Here is a 15,053-nt window from a genome sequence, read left to right as displayed (position 1 = left end):
GGCGGGCTCCTTCACTCTTGGACCTCTCACTGACCTAAGTCGGTGCGATCAATTGACCAGCAATACGGCCTCAACCCGGCGATTCAGGTCGCGCCCTTCGGCGGTCGCGTTTGACGTCAACGGCGCCAGATACCCAATCCCCCGCGCCTCAAGCCGGTCGGCGGCAACCCCATGCGCCTCGATCAGGCGGGTTCGCACCGCTTGCGCCCGACCCGTGCTAACCGAGATATTAGCATCCAGCGCGCCGGTATCATCTGTGTGGCCCACCAACGCCAGCCGCGTACCCGGATTGTCGGCCAAATACCCGGCAATCAAATCCAGAGAGGCAAAGAGCCCGTCACCCAGCGTGATCTCACCGGTACGGAAATGCAGGTCGTCCAGAATCACATGCCCGTTCTGGGCCAATTCGCTCAGCAGGCCGTCCGAACCACTGACCGTTTCCTCAATCACCAGCGGCGGCGGAGCAGCGACACCAACCGGGGTGACACGGATCATCTGCACATAGCCGCTGGGCGGGTTGCGGCTGACCAGCAGGCTCAGCACCTCATCCCCGCGCGTGGCAGCCAAGAAGCGATAATCCTGGATCGAGACATACATGTCGGGGGTCGGCACCACCTCGGTCCCGAAGCGGAAATCGAACCCGCCGCAGTTCCGAGCCTCGCATTCGAACAAAACCTCATAGCCCTGCGCGATGATCTGTTCACGCAATGGCGCCAACAATTGCAACGTGGTGCTAGAGCCCGATTGCACACGCCATGTGATGCGCTCAATCTGCCCTTCGACGTGGCGCACGGGCAGGCTGCCATCGGCAAAGGGGCCAGTTGGCAGATCGTAACTGTCCAAGGGGCTGACACGGTCGCTGAGTTGACGTGCGCCGCTAGGCAGGGTCAGGTCTTGCGCGGCAAGCGGTCCGGCCAGCAACACCAGGATCAGAAAGGCAATTCGGGTCATCGGGCCTGCGCGTGATATTCGTCGTTCGGGGCCATGGCCGTAGCACTGGCAACCCGGTTCGACATGTTGAAAAATCCGGTGACATTGGCAAGGTCCCAGATATCCCGGTCTGTCAGCCCGACATCCCGTAGGTGTTGGCGATCGGGCTCTTCGATCTCGGCGCTGGAAGTCGTGATTTTGGCGGCGAAATCCAGCAGCGCGCGCTGTCGCGGGTCCAGTGGCGCCACACGGTAGTTCATCACCAGCATCTCACCCAGTTGAGGATCGCCCGACAATTGCCGCACCGCTGCGCCATGGGCCACAAGGCAGTAAAAGCATTTGTTGATCGCCGACACGACCACGGCGATCATTTCCCGTTCCAGCTTGCTCAGCCCACTGTCGCCCAGCATCAGATCGTTATACGTCGCCGTAAATGCGTTCAGCTTGTCGATATCAAACGCATAGGCCCGCAGCACATTCGGTACAAAGCCCAGCTTTTCCACACAGATATCAAAGTATTTCTGCGTCTCGGGCGGCAGCGGGTCCACCATCGGCAAATTCAGCGCGGTGGGCATATTCTGGTCGGTCACGTCAGGCTCTCTCCTTGGACAAGCTGACGGTAGTGGTATTCGCCGACAATCTCCATCCCAAGTGCGTGATAAAGCCCGTTGGCCGCAGCATTCGCCTTGGTGCAGATCACGCTGAGTGTTTCGGCACCGTTTTCCTGTGCCCAAAAGGCTGCCGCGCGCATCGCCCAGGCACCCAACCCGTGTCGCCGGTGCTGCGGCAGAACCTCAAGCGCGTGAACCATCGCAACACCGTCCTGTATCGCGACAAATACAGTACCGACGGGTTGATCGTCGCGGCGCAGCAGCAGCCCTGTTTTTAGGCCTTTCACCCGATCCATCACGGAAACCCGCGCCGGGCCAATTCCCCCCTGCGCCCAGATTTCACGCATGATCGCAAGGGGTTCCGGCGTGGGAAAGACCATCACGCGCGGGATCGGTGTATCGGTGAGGTGGCCTGTCGGACAGGCATAGATGTTAACCGGATCCAGAACCTCATACCCGCGCGCGGCAAGCTGAGCATCCAATGCCTCATCCCCCGGACGCAGACAGAACAGGTGCTTTTGCCCCATCGCCTGCATCGCAGCCTCGGCACCGTTGATATCAGCTTCGGTCACCGGACCCAATGCACTGGCCGCTGACACCCGCGATCCGCCGCCCTGCCCTTGTCGCAGCTGAAACGGACCCAGCCGTTCATAGCCCGCAGCGGGCCAGGTGCCGTCAACGATGTCGGGCCAGTTGACGCTCACAGATCAAGCTCTTTCGCCAACCGGGTGACAGCCGCGTCGATCCGCGCCCCGTCTGTGCCGCGCACAACCACGTTCGCCCCAAACACGCCGTTGATCTGGTACGGGTAGCTGCCGATGGACAGGTCCGAGAAATCTTCAGCTAAGGCGGACAGCGGGCCCGCGATATCACCCTCACCACGTTCCACGCGCAGGGTTTGCGACAACAACGGGCTGCCACCGGTCAGGCCGGGCAACACGCTGGCAACCATCGCCTGAAACACCGAGGGCACCCCGGCCATCACATGCACGTTCTGAATGGTGAACCCCGGCGCGGTCGAAACCGGATTGTCGATCAGCGCCGCCCCGTCCGGAATGCGCGCCATACGCAGGCGGGCCGCGTTCAACTCCTGCCCGGATTTGTCATAGCGGGCCTGCAACAAAGCGCGCGCATCCTCGCGCACGTCGATAGGCGTGTCGAACGCACGGGCAATGCTGTCGGCGGTGATATCGTCATGGGTCGGGCCGATCCCACCGCTGGTAAAGACATTGTCATAGGCTTCCGACAACGCCTTGACCGCCGTTTCAATGGCGGATGCGTCGTCGCTGACAATGCGCACCTCTTTCAGATCGATGCCATGTTTGGTCAGTTCACCGGCGAGGTAATGCATATTCGCATCTCGGGTGCGGCCTGAAAGGATTTCATCCCCGATCACCAGCATTGCAGCGGTTGGATTGGCCATGGCGCGTGCCTCCCTCTTGATCGACCTTTGGGGCAGGTATAGGCCCTGAGGCATGAAATTTGAAACCCCCCTTGTCCCCGCCCGCCTGATCCGACGCTACAAACGCTTCCTGGCCGATTGCACGTTGGAGGACGGGCGCGAGGTGACCGCACACTGCGCCAATCCGGGCTCAATGATGGGTCTGGCGGAGCCGGGTGGGAAAATCTGGCTTGAGCCCAATGACGACCCGAAGAAGAAACTGAAATACGGCTGGCGTTTGGTCGATCATGAAAATGGACACTTTACCGGGGTCGACACCTCGGTTCCCAACAAAGCCCTGCGCGCGACACTGGAAGCTGGTGAGATTCCGGAACTTGCTGCCTATAGGACCGTCCGCCCCGAGGTGAAATACGGCGAAAACAGCCGCATCGACTTTTTATTGACCCAACCGGGCCTGCCAGATGCCTATGTCGAGGTTAAAAGCGTCACCCTGTCTCGCCAACCGGGACTGGCCGAGTTCCCGGACAGCGTCACTGCGCGCGGCACAAAACATCTGGGCGAATTGGCGGAGATGGCGGCGCAGGGGCACCGCGCGATCATGCTGTATCTGATGCAGCGCACCGATTGCGACCGGTTCGCGCTGGCCGCGGATATCGACCCAGCCTACGCGGCCGCGTTCGAGGTCGCGCAGGGGCAAGGGGTCGAGCGGCTGATTTACGGCACGCGCATTGCACCCACCGAAATCACGGTCGGCGAAAGGATTCGGGCGCAACCCGGATAAGGCCGGATTTTATCTGTTGCGCCCGTTGCCATTTCCCGGTCCGCGCGTTTGACTATGCCCGGGTCACCCGCACCAACGATTTACCAACCAGTCAGGGGAACGCACTTGGAGTCCAATCAAGAAAAGCTAGTTGCCTTGCGGCAAGATTTTCACCGCTTTCCGGAACTTGGGTTCGATGAGACACGTACCAAGGCCAAAGTAGCGGAATTTTTGCGCGACCTTGGGCTGGACGTTCACGAAGGCGTCGGCGTCGTGGGGGTGTTGAAAGCGGGTACAGGCAACCGGGCCATCGGGCTGCGCGCTGATATGGATGCCCTGCCAATCCATGAGACCAGCCAGCACGATTACCCTTCGGAGACCGACGGCGTGATGCATGCCTGTGGGCATGACGGCCACATGTCGATGTTGCTGGGCGCCGCGAAGGAACTGGCTGCTGATCCCGGCTTCGATGGCACCATAGTTTTTTTGTTCCAGCCCAATGAAGAACATGGGCTCGGCGCGCGGGCGATGATTGATGAAGGGATTCTGGAACAGTTTCCGGTGGACGAGATCTATGCCATTCACAACCTTCCCGGTGCCCCTGTCGGGCAGGTATCGACGCGGATCGGGTTGATCTGTTCCTCAGAAAGCCTGTTCGAGATTGCAATCACCGGTCAGGGGGGTCATGCCTCGATGCCGCAAGCAGGGCGCGATGCGATAACCATTGGCGCGGACATGGTGCAGGCATTGCAGACCATCGTATCGCGTAAACTTGCCCCCGGTGCCGGGGCAGTGGTGTCAGTAACCGAGTTTCTGACCGATGGGCAACGCAATGTTCTGCCGGGACATGCGACTTTGAAAGGCGACGTACGCGCCCGCAGCCCCGAAGACCGCATCACCATCGAGGGCCTGATGCGCGAAATCGCACGCGGTGTGGCCATCGCGCACGGGGTCTCGGTCGATGTCATGTTCAACACGGAATTCATCGAAACAATTAATGCCGAGGAACCCACACAGGCCGTTGTTCGGACCGCACGATTCATCGGCGCCGACACCATCCCCGACCGCCAACCCATGAGCTTTTCCGAAGATTTCGCTCATTTCAGCGCGGCCGTTCCGGGCTGTTTTCTGCTGATGGGAAATGGCGAAACCGGACCGCATGGGCAACCGCTGCACTCCAGCGATTACGATTTCAATGATGAATTGCTGCTCTTGGGGGTCGATTTCTGGACTGCGCTTGCGCGCGATCGTTTGCCCGCAAGGGATTGAACCGAAGCGGCCACAATGGATAAGGGCGCAACCGGTTTCAGGCTTGCTGTTCCTCAGCATCGCCCGGCGCATCCAGAAACTCTGCCCACAACTCGGCATCCAGTCCGTTCACAAACGGCTCGAACTCATCTGTCACCGCCTGCCAGCCCCCGACCGAGGCGGCATTGACCGGCTTGCGCGCCTGTAGGTTACTGGCCGTCTTAATCGCGTTCGGGGACTTGTCCGGTGACAGCATCGCGTCCTCAAAGGACAGATCGCAAATCTGAGCCAGTTCTTTTGCGGTTTCTTCCAGATTGCCTACCAACGTCTCGTACCGAACGTCGTGAATGCGCCCGGGCAGTACCTTGTGCCAGTGCCGCATATAGCGCTGATACCGGTTGGCCTCGGCCGCCATCCAGTCCAGGTCATGGGTGAAATACAACCCGCCCGCGCCAAAATTCGCGCGCCACATGGACAGCGCGACATCGCGCGGGTCTCGCAGCACGTTAAAAATCACGGCATTGGGGAAAGCTTGCGCAATCTCACCCAAAAAAGCGTAGTTGCCCGGTGCTTTGTCCACAAAAGCCACTGCGCCATTTGTCAACGAAGGCAGCTTACCCGTGTAGAAATCGGCCAGATTATGAGCCTCGCGCCATTCGGGTGGTTGCGCTTCGGCCTGTCTGGCCCATTGGTGTACTGATGCCAGCTCACCCAAACCCTGAACAGCAGAGTGACGGCCCAGAATACGCTCGACCAGCGTGGTGCCCGACCGGGGTAGACCAACCACAAAAATCGGCCGGGTACTGCCCTTGGATGGTTTGGGCTGGGCAGCGGGCAATGGCGCAGCCAGCCGTTTATCGCATTCCTGCACGCTGCGTTCTTCCCAAGAGTCAAACCCCGCACGCTGCATCAAATGAGCCTCAGACAGGTGCTGCATTTCAAGCGGTGTGTTCTTTTCGCGGCGTGCCAGGCTGGCCGCAGCAAAGCATACCATCACAGCATCCTTAGGGTTTGGCACGCCGCGCTCCAGCGCAGCTGCGATCTGCGTCTTCAGCGTTGCGGCATCCTCGAAGGTCAGGTTGGGCAACCCCGCCATCATCTCAAGCGCCTCGGGGTGACCAGGCGCTTGCACCAGGGCTGTGCGTAGGTTCTTTAACACCTCGCCAAGCTGGCCCAAACCCAACTGAGATCTGGCAAGACGCAACAGGCCGGGAAGAAACCGCGGGTTTTTTCGAACCAGCGTATTCAACATGTCTACAGCACTATCCCATTGCTGCAACGCGTCCAGAATGTCCGCCTTCAGAATTTGCGCATTCACATTGGCGGGTTCGCGCTTCAGGACTTGTTCGATGGCTACAAGGGCCATTTCCGCTTCTTGCTCTTGCAGCAGGGCCAACGCCTGAATGAACAGCTGCGCCGGGCTGAGAGGACCACGTGCGCTGATTTTTTCCAGAAACTTCAAGGCAGCAGCCGGTTCGCCGCCTTGAATCAAGCTCAGGCCATAGTTCTGGATCAGTTCGGCATTGCCGGGGTCCAGCCGCCAAGCGCGTTCAAAATAAATCTGGGCCTGCTTGAAGTTCTGCTGCTGAATTGCGCACAGACCGGCAATTCGGGGCAACGCCGCAGCCTTAGGCCATTTCTTGGCCGCCTTGGTGGCGCGTTTAAAGGCCTGATCCAGCCGACCAGCCTGGAGAAGCGCGCTGATATTGGTGATCTCGGCCCTCAACTGGTCTGCTTTTCTTTGCATTTGCACGCCTTCTCCTGTTTCGCGCACCCGCGCAGCCTTGCTTTGTGCTAGTTGAAAATTACCTGAGGGTCTATATGCGATCAGGTACCAAACCGGGCGCGGACTTGACATTACGACCCAACGCCCTCTGGTACTTTCTGCACAAGCAGCGTAAAAGGAGTGCTGCGCGAAACATTTGGAGCCTCGCATCCATGAAAGAACATCGTGGCCGTCTGACCAAGGATGGCATCCGCATCTATGAACAGGGTGACTTTGCCGGCATGCACGCGGCAGGGGCACTGGCGGCGCGGATACTCGACGATATTGCGGATCATGTCTTTCCCGGCCAAACAACCGGTGAGATCGACCGCCTGATCACTCAGATGGTCGAGGATGCAGGCGCAACGTCGGCCACCATAGGCTACAAGGGCTATCAGCACGCAAGCTGTATCAGCGTGAATCATGTGGTCTGCCACGGCATCCCAGGCGACAAGCGCCTGAAGGATGGCGACATCCTGAATATCGACGTTACCGTCATCGTTGACGGCTGGTTCGGCGATACTTCGCGCATGTTCGTGGCCGGCAAACTGCCCCGCAAGGCAGAGCGTCTGATTCAGGTGACCCATGATGCGCTGTTCAAAGGCATTGAGATGGTCAAGCCGGGCAACACCTTCGGCGATATCGGCCACGCGATTCAGGCTTATGTCGAGGCGCACCGGATGAGCGTTGTCCGCGATTTCTGTGGCCACGGGTTGGGTCGTGTGTTCCACGCCCCGCCCAACGTGCTGCACTATGGCCGTCCGGGGACCGGAGCGAAGCTGGAAGAAGGCATGCTCTTCACCATCGAGCCGATGGTCAATCTGGGCCGCCCCGAGACCAAAACGCTGGCCGATGACTGGACCGCCGTGACCCGTGACAAGTCACTATCGGCGCAGTTCGAACATTCGGTGGGTGTCACGGCAGATGGGGTTGAGATCTTTACCCTGTCACCGGGCAACAAGTTTCACCCAACCTATTCGTCCTGATTGACGGCCTGATCGCGCAATAGCTTCAGCAGCAATGTCTCATCCCTCCACGGCGTTACTGCGTCATGGATGAATACCGGCGCGCGCATGGGATTGCGTTCGGGGCCGGTAGTCGATTCCGTATCCTTTGAAAGGGTCCAGATCGGGGGATTTAAGGTACGGTCCATGCCCCGAATGCTAGCACGTCCAGGTCAGATTCCCAAAAGCGTCGGAACCTCGGCCATATCGGTAAAGACTTCGGCCCCAAGTTCCGCCAGCTTCTCGCCCTGCCCATGCGGCGCGTAGGCCAGACAGCGCATGCCCGCGCGTTTGGCTGCCATTACGCCGTTCTGGCTGTCTTCGATCACCACTGGTGCGGTGGCCCCGAATTGATCGGCGGCCGTCTGGAACATGACCGGATCAGGCTTGGCGGTTCCCAAGACATGGGCGGAGTACATTGCGCCGCTAAAACGCTCCCACAAACCGTTCTGGCCCAGAGTGATCTGCATTTTGTCGGGACTTCCATTTGACGCCACACAGAAGGGGATGCCCTTGGCATCCAGCGCGGTCAGCAGTTCCGGAATACCCGAAACCAGATCCACGCCCTGCCGCAAACGATCATAGGTTTCTGCATAAACCTCATCGACCCAATCTTCGGGCAGGTTTGCGCCCAGCGCACGGGCCTTGTCGCGCACTCCGGTCATTGTACCCCCAAGAAAGAACGCAACACTGTCTTCCAGCGTCAAGTTCAGCCCATACCGTCCAAGATTGTCGACCAGCACCTGATTGGACAGCGGTTCACTGTCCACAAGAACACCGTCGCAATCGAAAATGACCAGATCGTGCATGCCTGCCCTCTTTGTTTTGCACTGTGCCTAGCCAACCGTGCGCGCAGGTGCAAACCGGGTGTCAGCAGAACCTTGCCCGCAGGGTTTCAGCCTGAAACATTTCGCCACATCAACGAGATATGCGTGTCACCGTATTTCCGGCTGTCCTGCAGGTCGAACCCCTGCGGCGCTGCCATGGGGCTGTTTTCCTCCCACACGATCAGCGCGTCGTCGGCAATCCAGCCATGGGACAGGGCAGCGATGGCCTTTTGCCCCATGGATTTTCCATAAGGCGGATCCAGAAAGATCAGATCATAGGGCGCACCCGGATTTTCGCCCAGCCGCGTGGCGTCCCGGCGGATCAAGGTGGTGCGGTCGGCGCTGCGGGTCAGGTCGATATTCTTGCGGATCAGCCCCTGCGCCACCCGCCCGTCATCCACAAAGGTCACCCGTGCAGCGCCGCGCGACAGCGCCTCAAGCCCCAGCGCGCCGGTTCCGGCAAACAGGTCCAGAACGCGCAGCCCGTCAAAGTCGATCTGATGACCCAACACGTTGAACAGGCTTTCGCGCACCCGGTCGGTGGTGGGGCGCAAATGAGCGCCCGCATCCCCTTTGCCAACCGACGCCAAGGCCCGGCCCCGGAACTCTCCGGCGATGATCCTCACGCCTTGAGCAGCGGTTTCAGATCCGCGTCCGGGTCGGCGACCACGGCCGGATCAGCGGTTTTGCCCGCCTCAATCAGACGCTTGCCAACCATATAAGCGCGAGGATCATTCATCGCGTCAACGGCGATCAGCTGATCGCCGTTGTAGTACCAGAAGGACACGGTCTGACCGTCACCCTGACGGGTCACCACGCGGTCATAGCCGGTGTTCAGGCCCGCGATCTGCAGTTTGACGTCATACTGATCCGACCAGAACCACGGTGTCGCCACATAGTCCTTGGCTGCGCCCAGCATGTTTTGGGCTACGATCTCGGCCTGATCAATCGCGTTCGGCACGCTTTCCAGACGAATACGGGCATCGCCATGTGGGAAGGACGCGCAGTCGCCCGCCGCCCAGATCGCCGGATCAGAGGTTCGACCATGCGCATCGGTCTTAATGCCGTTCTCCAACTCAAGCCCTGCGATCTCGGCCAGTCGGGTTGATGGGACGATGCCGACACCGACAACAACAAAATCGACCTCGATCTCGGTGCCGTCGGTCAGAACCGCACCAACCACCTTGCCGTTGTCGCCCACCAGACGATCCAGCCCGACACCTTCGCGGATATCGGCGCCATATTCACTGTGCAATGCGCGGAAGTAATCGCTGGTCTCGGGCGCGGCGACCCGTTGCAGGATGCGGTCGGCCATCTCGACCAAAGTCACCTTGACCCCGCGCTTGGCGCAGACAGCTGCGGCCTCAAGCCCGATATAGCCGCCGCCCACGATCAGGGCGCGCGCGCCATCTTTCACGCGGGGCTCCATCTCGTCGATATGGGCCAGATCGCGTACTACGTGGACACCTTCAAGATCACCGCCAATCGCGGCAGGCAGGTAGCGCGGGTCCGACCCGGTGGTCAGGGCCAGTTCGTCATATGCGATGACCTCATCCCCTACGGTCACGGTTTTGGCCTGCGGATCAATCGCCGTCACGCGCTGACCCAAACGTAGGGTGATATTGTTCTCGGCGTAGAAGCTTTCGGGTCGCAGGAACAGGCGCTCCAGCTCCATTTCACCCAGCAGATAAGCCTTGGACAGCGGCGGGCGCTGATAAGGCAGATGCGGCTCGGCCCCGATCAGAGTGACGTCCCCTTCGAACCCGTCTTTGCGCAGCCTGGCAACAAGCGACGACCCCGCCTGCCCGGCACCGATGACGACAATATGGCTCATGTTCCTCCCACCGTGTCGAATTCCCGTGGTCTCATCCACGCGACCACCTATATTGCGGCTGAGCCCGACTCTGCAAATCCAAACGACAGGAGCTTAAAAAATGATTTCAACAGGTGAGACACTGCCCGACGCCACACTGACGCAACTGGGCGCAGACGGCCCCGAAGAGGTGCGGATTTCAGACAAAACCAAAGGGCGCAAAGTGGTGATCTTTGCGGTGCCCGGAGCATACACGCCGACCTGCAGTTCGGCCCATGTGCCCAGCTTCATTCGCACCAAAGACCAGTTTACCGCCAATGGCGTGGATGAGATCATCTGCGTTTCGGTCAACGACCCGTTTGTTATGAAAGCCTGGGGCGAGGCCACAGGCGCGGCCGATGCAGGCCTGACCATGCTGGGCGATGCCTCAGCCGAATTCACCAAGGCCATTGGCATGGAATTCGACGCCCCGCCCGCCGGACTGTATGCCCGGTCCAAACGCTATGCCATGCTGGTCGAAGACGGCAAGGTCACTGCGCTGAACCTGGAAGAAAGCCCCGGCACCTGCGAGATTTCAGCAGGCGAAACTCTGCTGGACGCGATCTGATCCTGCGCGCGGCCCCGGGTCACCTCGGGGCCGCAAACGCATTTAACTTGATGCAACGCCCTGATCAGCCAATAGTTGTGGCATACAATCAGGGAGTTCATTGATGAAACTGAAAGTATTCACTCTATTACTGGGCACAGCGGGGGCATTGGCCGCCTGCGGCCCGGCACCCACCCCTCAGCAACAGGCGGCGCGGCAGCATGAAATCGCATGTCTCAGCGGATCACTGGGCGGTGCATTGATCGGCGGCGCGATCGGCAACCAATTCGGTGGCGGATCAGGTAAATCCATCCTGACTGCGGCAGGCGCAGCCGCTGGCGCGATTGAAGGCAACAGATACGCATGCTGAGGAGAGCCGAGATGACACGTGGAATTTTGATTGCTGCGGCCCTTATACTGGCCGGTGCGGCCACAGCCGAGACCGTGGGCGAGTTGCATGAAAACGAACTGAAGGCCATCGACAAGAACAATGACGGCTTCTTGTCCCGCGATGAGTTCGATGCCTTTTCCGATTATGCCTTTCAGGAAATGGATGACGACAAGAACGGCACGCTGGGATTGGACGAAGCCAAGCCGTTTCTGGACATAAAACAGTTTCAGGACGTTGACCGCGATAATGACGACTTTATCTCTCGGGCGGAATACGACGCGCAGATGAACGACGATTTCAATGCGGCGGATAAAAACGGCAACGGTCACCTGGACTAGCAACAGGAGCGCACGATGAACAAATGGATCCGTTTGGGTGCGCTTTTACTGGTGGCGGCCTGCGATGTACCGCAGGCGCCGGTTGTGACCGGACCGGACGGGCAGACATTTATCCAGATCAACACTTCCGGGCTGACCTGCTATAACACCAAATGTCTGAATATTAATCCGGCAGCCCGCAGTGTGCGCCAAATCGGCAATCGGACGACGCAAATTCCTGGCAATATCAACGTCAGCGACGGAACCGTGACACCTGATGAGTTCCGGCAATTGGGTATTGCTGCATCCCTGGCCGGCGGAGAAGGCTCGCGGAGCGACAGAGGCTAAACCAGGCTGTCCATCTTGCGCGCCAGCTTTGCATCCAGCGCCGAAATGCCACCGACATCATGGGTGGCCAGCGTCACCTCGACTGTGCGGTAGACGTTGGACCATTCGGGGTGGTGATTCCACTTTTCGGCAAAAATCGCCACCTGCGTCATCCAGCCAAAGGCATGCACGAAATCTTCGAAGATAAAGGTCTTGGTGATCGCATCCCGGTCTTCGACCATGGTCCAGCCGTTGTTGAACAGCGGGTCCAGAAGCGGTCCGCGGGTCTCGGGCGACAATAGTTCGGTCATTGCTGTTCCTCCGGGTTCGATTTCCTGAACGGGCCGTATTCCGTCAGAATCTCAATCTCTTGTCCCACTGCGTGGGCCTCGGCGTCCAGATATTTCTTGATCGCATCGGCAAAGCCGGGGTCGGCGACCCAATGCAAGCTATACGTGCGCATGGGAAGATAGCCCCGCGCCAGCTTGTGTTCGCCCTGCGCACCGGCCTCAACACGGGCCAATCCTTCTGCAATGGCAAAGTCGATCGCCCTATAGTAGCACAATTCAAAATGCAGACAGGGGTGATGTTCGACGCAGCCCCAATAGCGGCCATAAAGCGTTTCGCGCCCAATAAAATTCAGTGCCCCGGCAATCGGATAGCCATCCCTCTCTGCCAGAACCAATGCCATATCGTCAGTCATGGTTTCCTGAGCGATATCAAAGAATTGTCGCGTCAGGTAAGGCGATCCCCACTTCCGCGCGCCGGTATCCTGATAGAACCGCCAGAACGCATCCCAATGTTCAAGGCGCAGATCATCACCGGAATAGGTGTGAATTTCTCCGCCAAATTCGCAGGCCTGCGCGCGTTCCTTACGGATATTCTTGCGCTTGCGCGAGGACAGCGCGGCCAGAAACCCATCAAAATCCGCATATTGGCCGTTAAGCCAGTGAAACTGCTGTGATTGACGCAGCAACAGACCCATCTGTTCGCCCGCCAGCGCTTCGTCCTCGGTGCAGAACGTGGCATGAACCGAAGACACCCGGTTATCGGCTGCAATCTGCACGGCCCCTTGCACCAGGGCCGACATGCCCGGCACCTCGTAGCCCGGTCGCACCAGAAACCGCCGCCCGGTGGCCGGAGTGAACGGTACCGCGATCTGCAGTTTGGGGTAATACCGCCCGCCTGCGTTTTCATAAGCATGGGCCCAGCTGTGGTCGAAGATGTATTCGCCTTGACTGTGCGATTTGGCATACATCGGCGCGGCCGCGATCAGCATCCCATCCAGATATGCGGTCAGGTATTGAGGCTGCCAGCCAGTGCCCGGCCCAACCGAACCGCTGTTTTCCAGCGCCAGCAGGAATCGATGCGTGGTAAAGGGATCAAGCGGCCGACCACCGTCGGCGGCCTCGGGGCAGGCGCAGGCATCCCATTCGGTCGCAGAAATCTGCGAAAGCGATCTCAGAACCTGAACTTCGATTTGCGCCTGATCCATGTGCCCTCCGCGTCTGATCTTTATCTGTGACACCGAGGGGCAGGTTCAACCCGGATGTGGGGCCAAATACCCTTCGAAGGTCACGTTATCGGCAACCCTTCGGGCCTGAGCTTCTTGCTCGGCCGAGCGTACGGTCCAACACAGAACCGGCACGCCGCGCGCTTTCAATTCGGCCACGCGGGGGCGGGACAGATCGGCGACCTCATGGCTGATAAAGCTGGCACCGACCCTGTCAAAATCGGGTATGTCGCGCAGGTGATCGCAGACCTTCTGCGGCAACAGCTCGACCTTGGGCTGGTAAGAACAAGTCACCAACCCGCGCGGCAGATGGGGGGCAAGACGCGCCAGTTCGGCCACGCTGTTGGGATTGAAAGACATCAAGGCCACTGGCCCGTCATAACCCTGCAAGGCCCGTACCGCGTCGGCCTCAAGTGATCCGACATTGGGACCCATCGCGCCGTCCTGATCCTTGAACTCGATCAGCAAGGGAACCTTGCCGTCCACCTGTGCAAGCACGTCGTCCAGCGTCGGAATACCATCATCAGCATGCAGCAGCTGCGTCGCTTGCGCCTGTGTCGCCGTCACCTGCTGAATAGGGCCGGGCTGCCCGGTCAGGCGTGTCATGTCGTAATCATGAAACACCATTGCCCGGCTGTCCGAGGTTCGCTGCAAATCAATCTCGATCCCGTACCCGGCCTCGACAGCCGCACGGATGGCCGCCCGGCTGTTTTCCGGGCGGTTATCCGAAAGGTCATGCAGCGCCCGATGCGCAATCGGGGCCTGCAGGAAAACTGACGGCAAGGTCGGTGTCATTGAACCTCGAAAATACCTTCGATTTCGACGGCCACGCCCAGCGGCAGTGCCGCGGCGCTGACGGCCGAGCGGGAATGACGGCCAGCCTCGCCCAGCGCCTCGACCAGGAAATCCGACGCCCCGTTGATCACCTGGGGCTGTGCTGTGAAATCGGCGGTCGAGTTCACGAAACCGGTCAGCTTGATCACTTTCACCAGCTTGTCGATGTCACCGCCACAGGCTGCCTTGACCTGCGCCAGCAGATTGATGGCGCAAACCTTTGCCGCCGCGGCACCGGCTTCGATTTCCATGTCATCGCCCAGCTTGCCGGTGATCAGATCGTCATCCTTGGAAATCTGGCCCGAGACATAGACGATGTTGCCCACCCGAACGAAGGGTACATAGTTCGCCGCCGGCGCAGGCGCGTCCGGCAGGTTGACGCCCAGGCTTTCCAGTTTTGCTGCGATGCTCATGAAGTTTCCTCCCAATCTTTGAGTCGGGGCGAAGCTAACCGGGAAGACCGGGATCGGAAAGTACGAAAACGGGGATAGACGACCCAGAGCGGTCAGCGTAACTCTTCCTATGCCGAACAGTTGAACCTGTACCACTTTACGTAAGTACGTCGCACAGGTTAAACGCTTTTTGTTTCATACTGGTTGCGAAACGTATATGTGACATCGGATTGGGCCATGCTATGTGGCCACGGGCAGTATTGATTGACAGTTCGGGCGTGTGGAACCCGAACGTTTAGGAGTGGCAAAGACCGTGTTGAGCAGACCCCGCCT

Annotated in this window: 20 protein-coding genes; 7 read left to right on the top strand and 13 right to left on the bottom strand. The window is 59.5% G+C overall.

Features of this window, described 5'->3' with window-relative positions:
• Positions 1 to 48: 48 nt before the first annotated feature.
• From ACR0B0_RS10810 to ACR0B0_RS10795, 4 genes are read right to left on the bottom strand one after another with little or no spacing between them, the layout of a single operon-like run.
• Positions 49 to 951 carry an OmpA family protein gene (locus ACR0B0_RS10810; protein WP_170349773.1) on the bottom strand — a complete coding sequence of 301 codons (903 nt, stop codon included), beginning with the start codon at positions 949 to 951 and terminating at the stop codon, positions 49 to 51.
• Positions 948 to 1,520, bottom strand: a complete 573-nt coding sequence (locus tag ACR0B0_RS10805; protein ID WP_480647739.1) for a peroxidase-related enzyme — start codon at positions 1,518 to 1,520, stop codon at positions 948 to 950. The genes ACR0B0_RS10810 and ACR0B0_RS10805 overlap by 4 nt, the downstream gene beginning before the upstream one ends.
• Complete coding sequence (locus ACR0B0_RS10800) at positions 1,517 to 2,245, bottom strand: GNAT family N-acetyltransferase (RefSeq protein WP_480647737.1); 729 nt, start codon at positions 2,243 to 2,245, stop codon at positions 1,517 to 1,519. The genes ACR0B0_RS10805 and ACR0B0_RS10800 overlap by 4 nt, the downstream gene beginning before the upstream one ends.
• Positions 2,242 to 2,964: a competence/damage-inducible protein A gene (locus ACR0B0_RS10795; protein WP_170349770.1), complete on the bottom strand. Its 723-nt coding sequence runs from the start codon at positions 2,962 to 2,964 to the stop codon at positions 2,242 to 2,244. Before ACR0B0_RS10795 ends, ACR0B0_RS10800 begins: the two co-directional genes overlap by 4 nt.
• A 52-nt stretch (positions 2,965 to 3,016) precedes the next feature.
• Between ACR0B0_RS10795 and sfsA the strand changes: the two genes are divergently transcribed.
• Positions 3,017 to 3,724, top strand: a complete 708-nt coding sequence (sfsA, locus tag ACR0B0_RS10790) for a DNA/RNA nuclease SfsA (protein ID WP_480647735.1) — start codon at positions 3,017 to 3,019, stop codon at positions 3,722 to 3,724.
• Between the two features lie 105 nt (positions 3,725 to 3,829).
• Positions 3,830 to 4,972: an amidohydrolase gene (locus tag ACR0B0_RS10785; RefSeq protein WP_480647733.1), complete on the top strand. Its 1,143-nt coding sequence runs from the start codon at positions 3,830 to 3,832 to the stop codon at positions 4,970 to 4,972.
• Positions 4,973 to 5,009: 37 nt separating this feature from the next.
• Here ACR0B0_RS10785 and ACR0B0_RS10780 read toward each other — a convergent pair whose 3' ends face one another.
• Positions 5,010 to 6,698, bottom strand: coding sequence for a tetratricopeptide repeat-containing sulfotransferase family protein (locus ACR0B0_RS10780; RefSeq protein ID WP_170349767.1), 1,689 nt, complete (start codon positions 6,696 to 6,698; stop codon positions 5,010 to 5,012).
• Positions 6,699 to 6,889: 191 nt separating this feature from the next.
• Here ACR0B0_RS10780 and map point away from each other — a divergent pair, with 191 nt between their 5' ends.
• Positions 6,890 to 7,702, top strand: coding sequence for a type I methionyl aminopeptidase (gene map / locus ACR0B0_RS10775; RefSeq protein WP_480647731.1), 813 nt, complete (start codon positions 6,890 to 6,892; stop codon positions 7,700 to 7,702).
• Here map and ACR0B0_RS10770 read toward each other — a convergent pair.
• From ACR0B0_RS10770 to ACR0B0_RS10755, 4 genes are all read right to left on the bottom strand, one after another.
• Positions 7,690 to 7,869, bottom strand: coding sequence for a hypothetical protein (locus ACR0B0_RS10770; protein WP_170349765.1), 180 nt, complete (start codon positions 7,867 to 7,869; stop codon positions 7,690 to 7,692). The two genes, map and ACR0B0_RS10770, sit on opposite strands and share 13 nt — an antisense overlap.
• A 24-nt stretch (positions 7,870 to 7,893) precedes the next feature.
• Positions 7,894 to 8,529, bottom strand: coding sequence for an HAD family hydrolase (locus tag ACR0B0_RS10765; RefSeq protein WP_425081353.1), 636 nt, complete (start codon positions 8,527 to 8,529; stop codon positions 7,894 to 7,896).
• 86 nt (positions 8,530 to 8,615) lie between these two features.
• On the bottom strand, positions 8,616 to 9,173 hold the full coding sequence (gene rsmD, locus ACR0B0_RS10760) for a 16S rRNA (guanine(966)-N(2))-methyltransferase RsmD (protein ID WP_170376240.1): 558 nt from the start codon (positions 9,171 to 9,173) through the stop codon (positions 8,616 to 8,618).
• Positions 9,170 to 10,381, bottom strand: coding sequence for an NAD(P)/FAD-dependent oxidoreductase (locus ACR0B0_RS10755; RefSeq protein ID WP_480647729.1), 1,212 nt, complete (start codon positions 10,379 to 10,381; stop codon positions 9,170 to 9,172). The genes rsmD and ACR0B0_RS10755 overlap by 4 nt, the downstream gene beginning before the upstream one ends.
• A 100-nt stretch (positions 10,382 to 10,481) precedes the next feature.
• Between ACR0B0_RS10755 and ACR0B0_RS10750 the strand changes: the two genes are divergently transcribed.
• The 4 genes from ACR0B0_RS10750 to ACR0B0_RS10735 all read left to right on the top strand — a co-directional run bounded on the left by ACR0B0_RS10750 (position 10,482) and on the right by ACR0B0_RS10735 (position 12,002).
• Entirely contained in the window at positions 10,482 to 10,967 is a 486-nt protein-coding gene (locus ACR0B0_RS10750) for a peroxiredoxin (protein ID WP_170349761.1), read from the top strand.
• 103 nt (positions 10,968 to 11,070) lie between these two features.
• Positions 11,071 to 11,316: a glycine zipper 2TM domain-containing protein gene (locus ACR0B0_RS10745; protein WP_058282649.1), complete on the top strand. Its 246-nt coding sequence runs from the start codon at positions 11,071 to 11,073 to the stop codon at positions 11,314 to 11,316.
• An 11-nt stretch (positions 11,317 to 11,327) separates the two neighbouring features.
• Positions 11,328 to 11,675: an EF-hand domain-containing protein gene (locus ACR0B0_RS10740; RefSeq protein WP_254428477.1), complete on the top strand. Its 348-nt coding sequence runs from the start codon at positions 11,328 to 11,330 to the stop codon at positions 11,673 to 11,675.
• A 15-nt stretch (positions 11,676 to 11,690) separates the two neighbouring features.
• On the top strand, positions 11,691 to 12,002 hold the full coding sequence (locus ACR0B0_RS10735; protein ID WP_480647726.1) for a hypothetical protein: 312 nt from the start codon (positions 11,691 to 11,693) through the stop codon (positions 12,000 to 12,002).
• On the opposite strand, the gene ACR0B0_RS10730 is transcribed toward ACR0B0_RS10735, so the two are convergent.
• From ACR0B0_RS10730 to ACR0B0_RS10715, 4 genes are read right to left on the bottom strand one after another with little or no spacing between them, the layout of a single operon-like run.
• Complete coding sequence (locus ACR0B0_RS10730) at positions 11,999 to 12,292, bottom strand: 4a-hydroxytetrahydrobiopterin dehydratase (protein WP_170349758.1); 294 nt, start codon at positions 12,290 to 12,292, stop codon at positions 11,999 to 12,001. The two genes, ACR0B0_RS10735 and ACR0B0_RS10730, sit on opposite strands and share 4 nt — an antisense overlap.
• Positions 12,289 to 13,476 (bottom strand): GNAT family N-acetyltransferase, encoded by a 1,188-nt coding sequence (locus ACR0B0_RS10725; protein WP_170376248.1) that lies wholly within the window; start codon positions 13,474 to 13,476, stop codon positions 12,289 to 12,291. The genes ACR0B0_RS10730 and ACR0B0_RS10725 overlap by 4 nt, the downstream gene beginning before the upstream one ends.
• 45 nt (positions 13,477 to 13,521) lie before the next feature.
• Complete coding sequence (locus tag ACR0B0_RS10720) at positions 13,522 to 14,289, bottom strand: glycerophosphodiester phosphodiesterase family protein (protein ID WP_425081349.1); 768 nt, start codon at positions 14,287 to 14,289, stop codon at positions 13,522 to 13,524.
• Entirely contained in the window at positions 14,286 to 14,741 is a 456-nt protein-coding gene (locus tag ACR0B0_RS10715; RefSeq protein WP_058282655.1) for a RidA family protein, read from the bottom strand. The genes ACR0B0_RS10720 and ACR0B0_RS10715 overlap by 4 nt, the downstream gene beginning before the upstream one ends.
• Between the last annotated feature and the right edge of the window lie 312 nt (positions 14,742 to 15,053).

The organism is Ruegeria sp. BA12, from assembly GCF_056539625.1.
This window is presented reverse-complemented; position numbering and strand designations above follow the sequence as displayed.

Coding starts and splice junctions, on each gene's coding strand:
- ACR0B0_RS10730 (WP_170349758.1), bottom strand. CDS start 12,292: ATGACCGAACTATTGTCGCCCGAGACCCGCGGACCGCTTCTGGACCCG.
- ACR0B0_RS10810 (WP_170349773.1), bottom strand. CDS start 951: ATGACCCGAATTGCCTTTCTGATCCTGGTGTTGCTGGCCGGACCGCTT.
- ACR0B0_RS10770 (WP_170349765.1), bottom strand. CDS start 7,869: ATGGACCGTACCTTAAATCCCCCGATCTGGACCCTTTCAAAGGATACG.
- ACR0B0_RS10715 (WP_058282655.1), bottom strand. CDS start 14,741: ATGAGCATCGCAGCAAAACTGGAAAGCCTGGGCGTCAACCTGCCGGAC.
- ACR0B0_RS10765 (WP_425081353.1), bottom strand. CDS start 8,529: ATGCACGATCTGGTCATTTTCGATTGCGACGGTGTTCTTGTGGACAGT.
- ACR0B0_RS10755 (WP_480647729.1), bottom strand. CDS start 10,381: ATGAGCCATATTGTCGTCATCGGTGCCGGGCAGGCGGGGTCGTCGCTT.
- map (WP_480647731.1), top strand. CDS start 6,890: ATGAAAGAACATCGTGGCCGTCTGACCAAGGATGGCATCCGCATCTAT.
- ACR0B0_RS10795 (WP_170349770.1), bottom strand. CDS start 2,964: ATGGCCAATCCAACCGCTGCAATGCTGGTGATCGGGGATGAAATCCTT.
- ACR0B0_RS10725 (WP_170376248.1), bottom strand. CDS start 13,476: ATGGATCAGGCGCAAATCGAAGTTCAGGTTCTGAGATCGCTTTCGCAG.
- ACR0B0_RS10750 (WP_170349761.1), top strand. CDS start 10,482: ATGATTTCAACAGGTGAGACACTGCCCGACGCCACACTGACGCAACTG.
- ACR0B0_RS10735 (WP_480647726.1), top strand. CDS start 11,691: ATGAACAAATGGATCCGTTTGGGTGCGCTTTTACTGGTGGCGGCCTGC.
- ACR0B0_RS10745 (WP_058282649.1), top strand. CDS start 11,071: ATGAAACTGAAAGTATTCACTCTATTACTGGGCACAGCGGGGGCATTG.
- ACR0B0_RS10720 (WP_425081349.1), bottom strand. CDS start 14,289: ATGACACCGACCTTGCCGTCAGTTTTCCTGCAGGCCCCGATTGCGCAT.
- ACR0B0_RS10740 (WP_254428477.1), top strand. CDS start 11,328: ATGACACGTGGAATTTTGATTGCTGCGGCCCTTATACTGGCCGGTGCG.
- sfsA (WP_480647735.1), top strand. CDS start 3,017: ATGAAATTTGAAACCCCCCTTGTCCCCGCCCGCCTGATCCGACGCTAC.
- ACR0B0_RS10780 (WP_170349767.1), bottom strand. CDS start 6,698: ATGCAAAGAAAAGCAGACCAGTTGAGGGCCGAGATCACCAATATCAGC.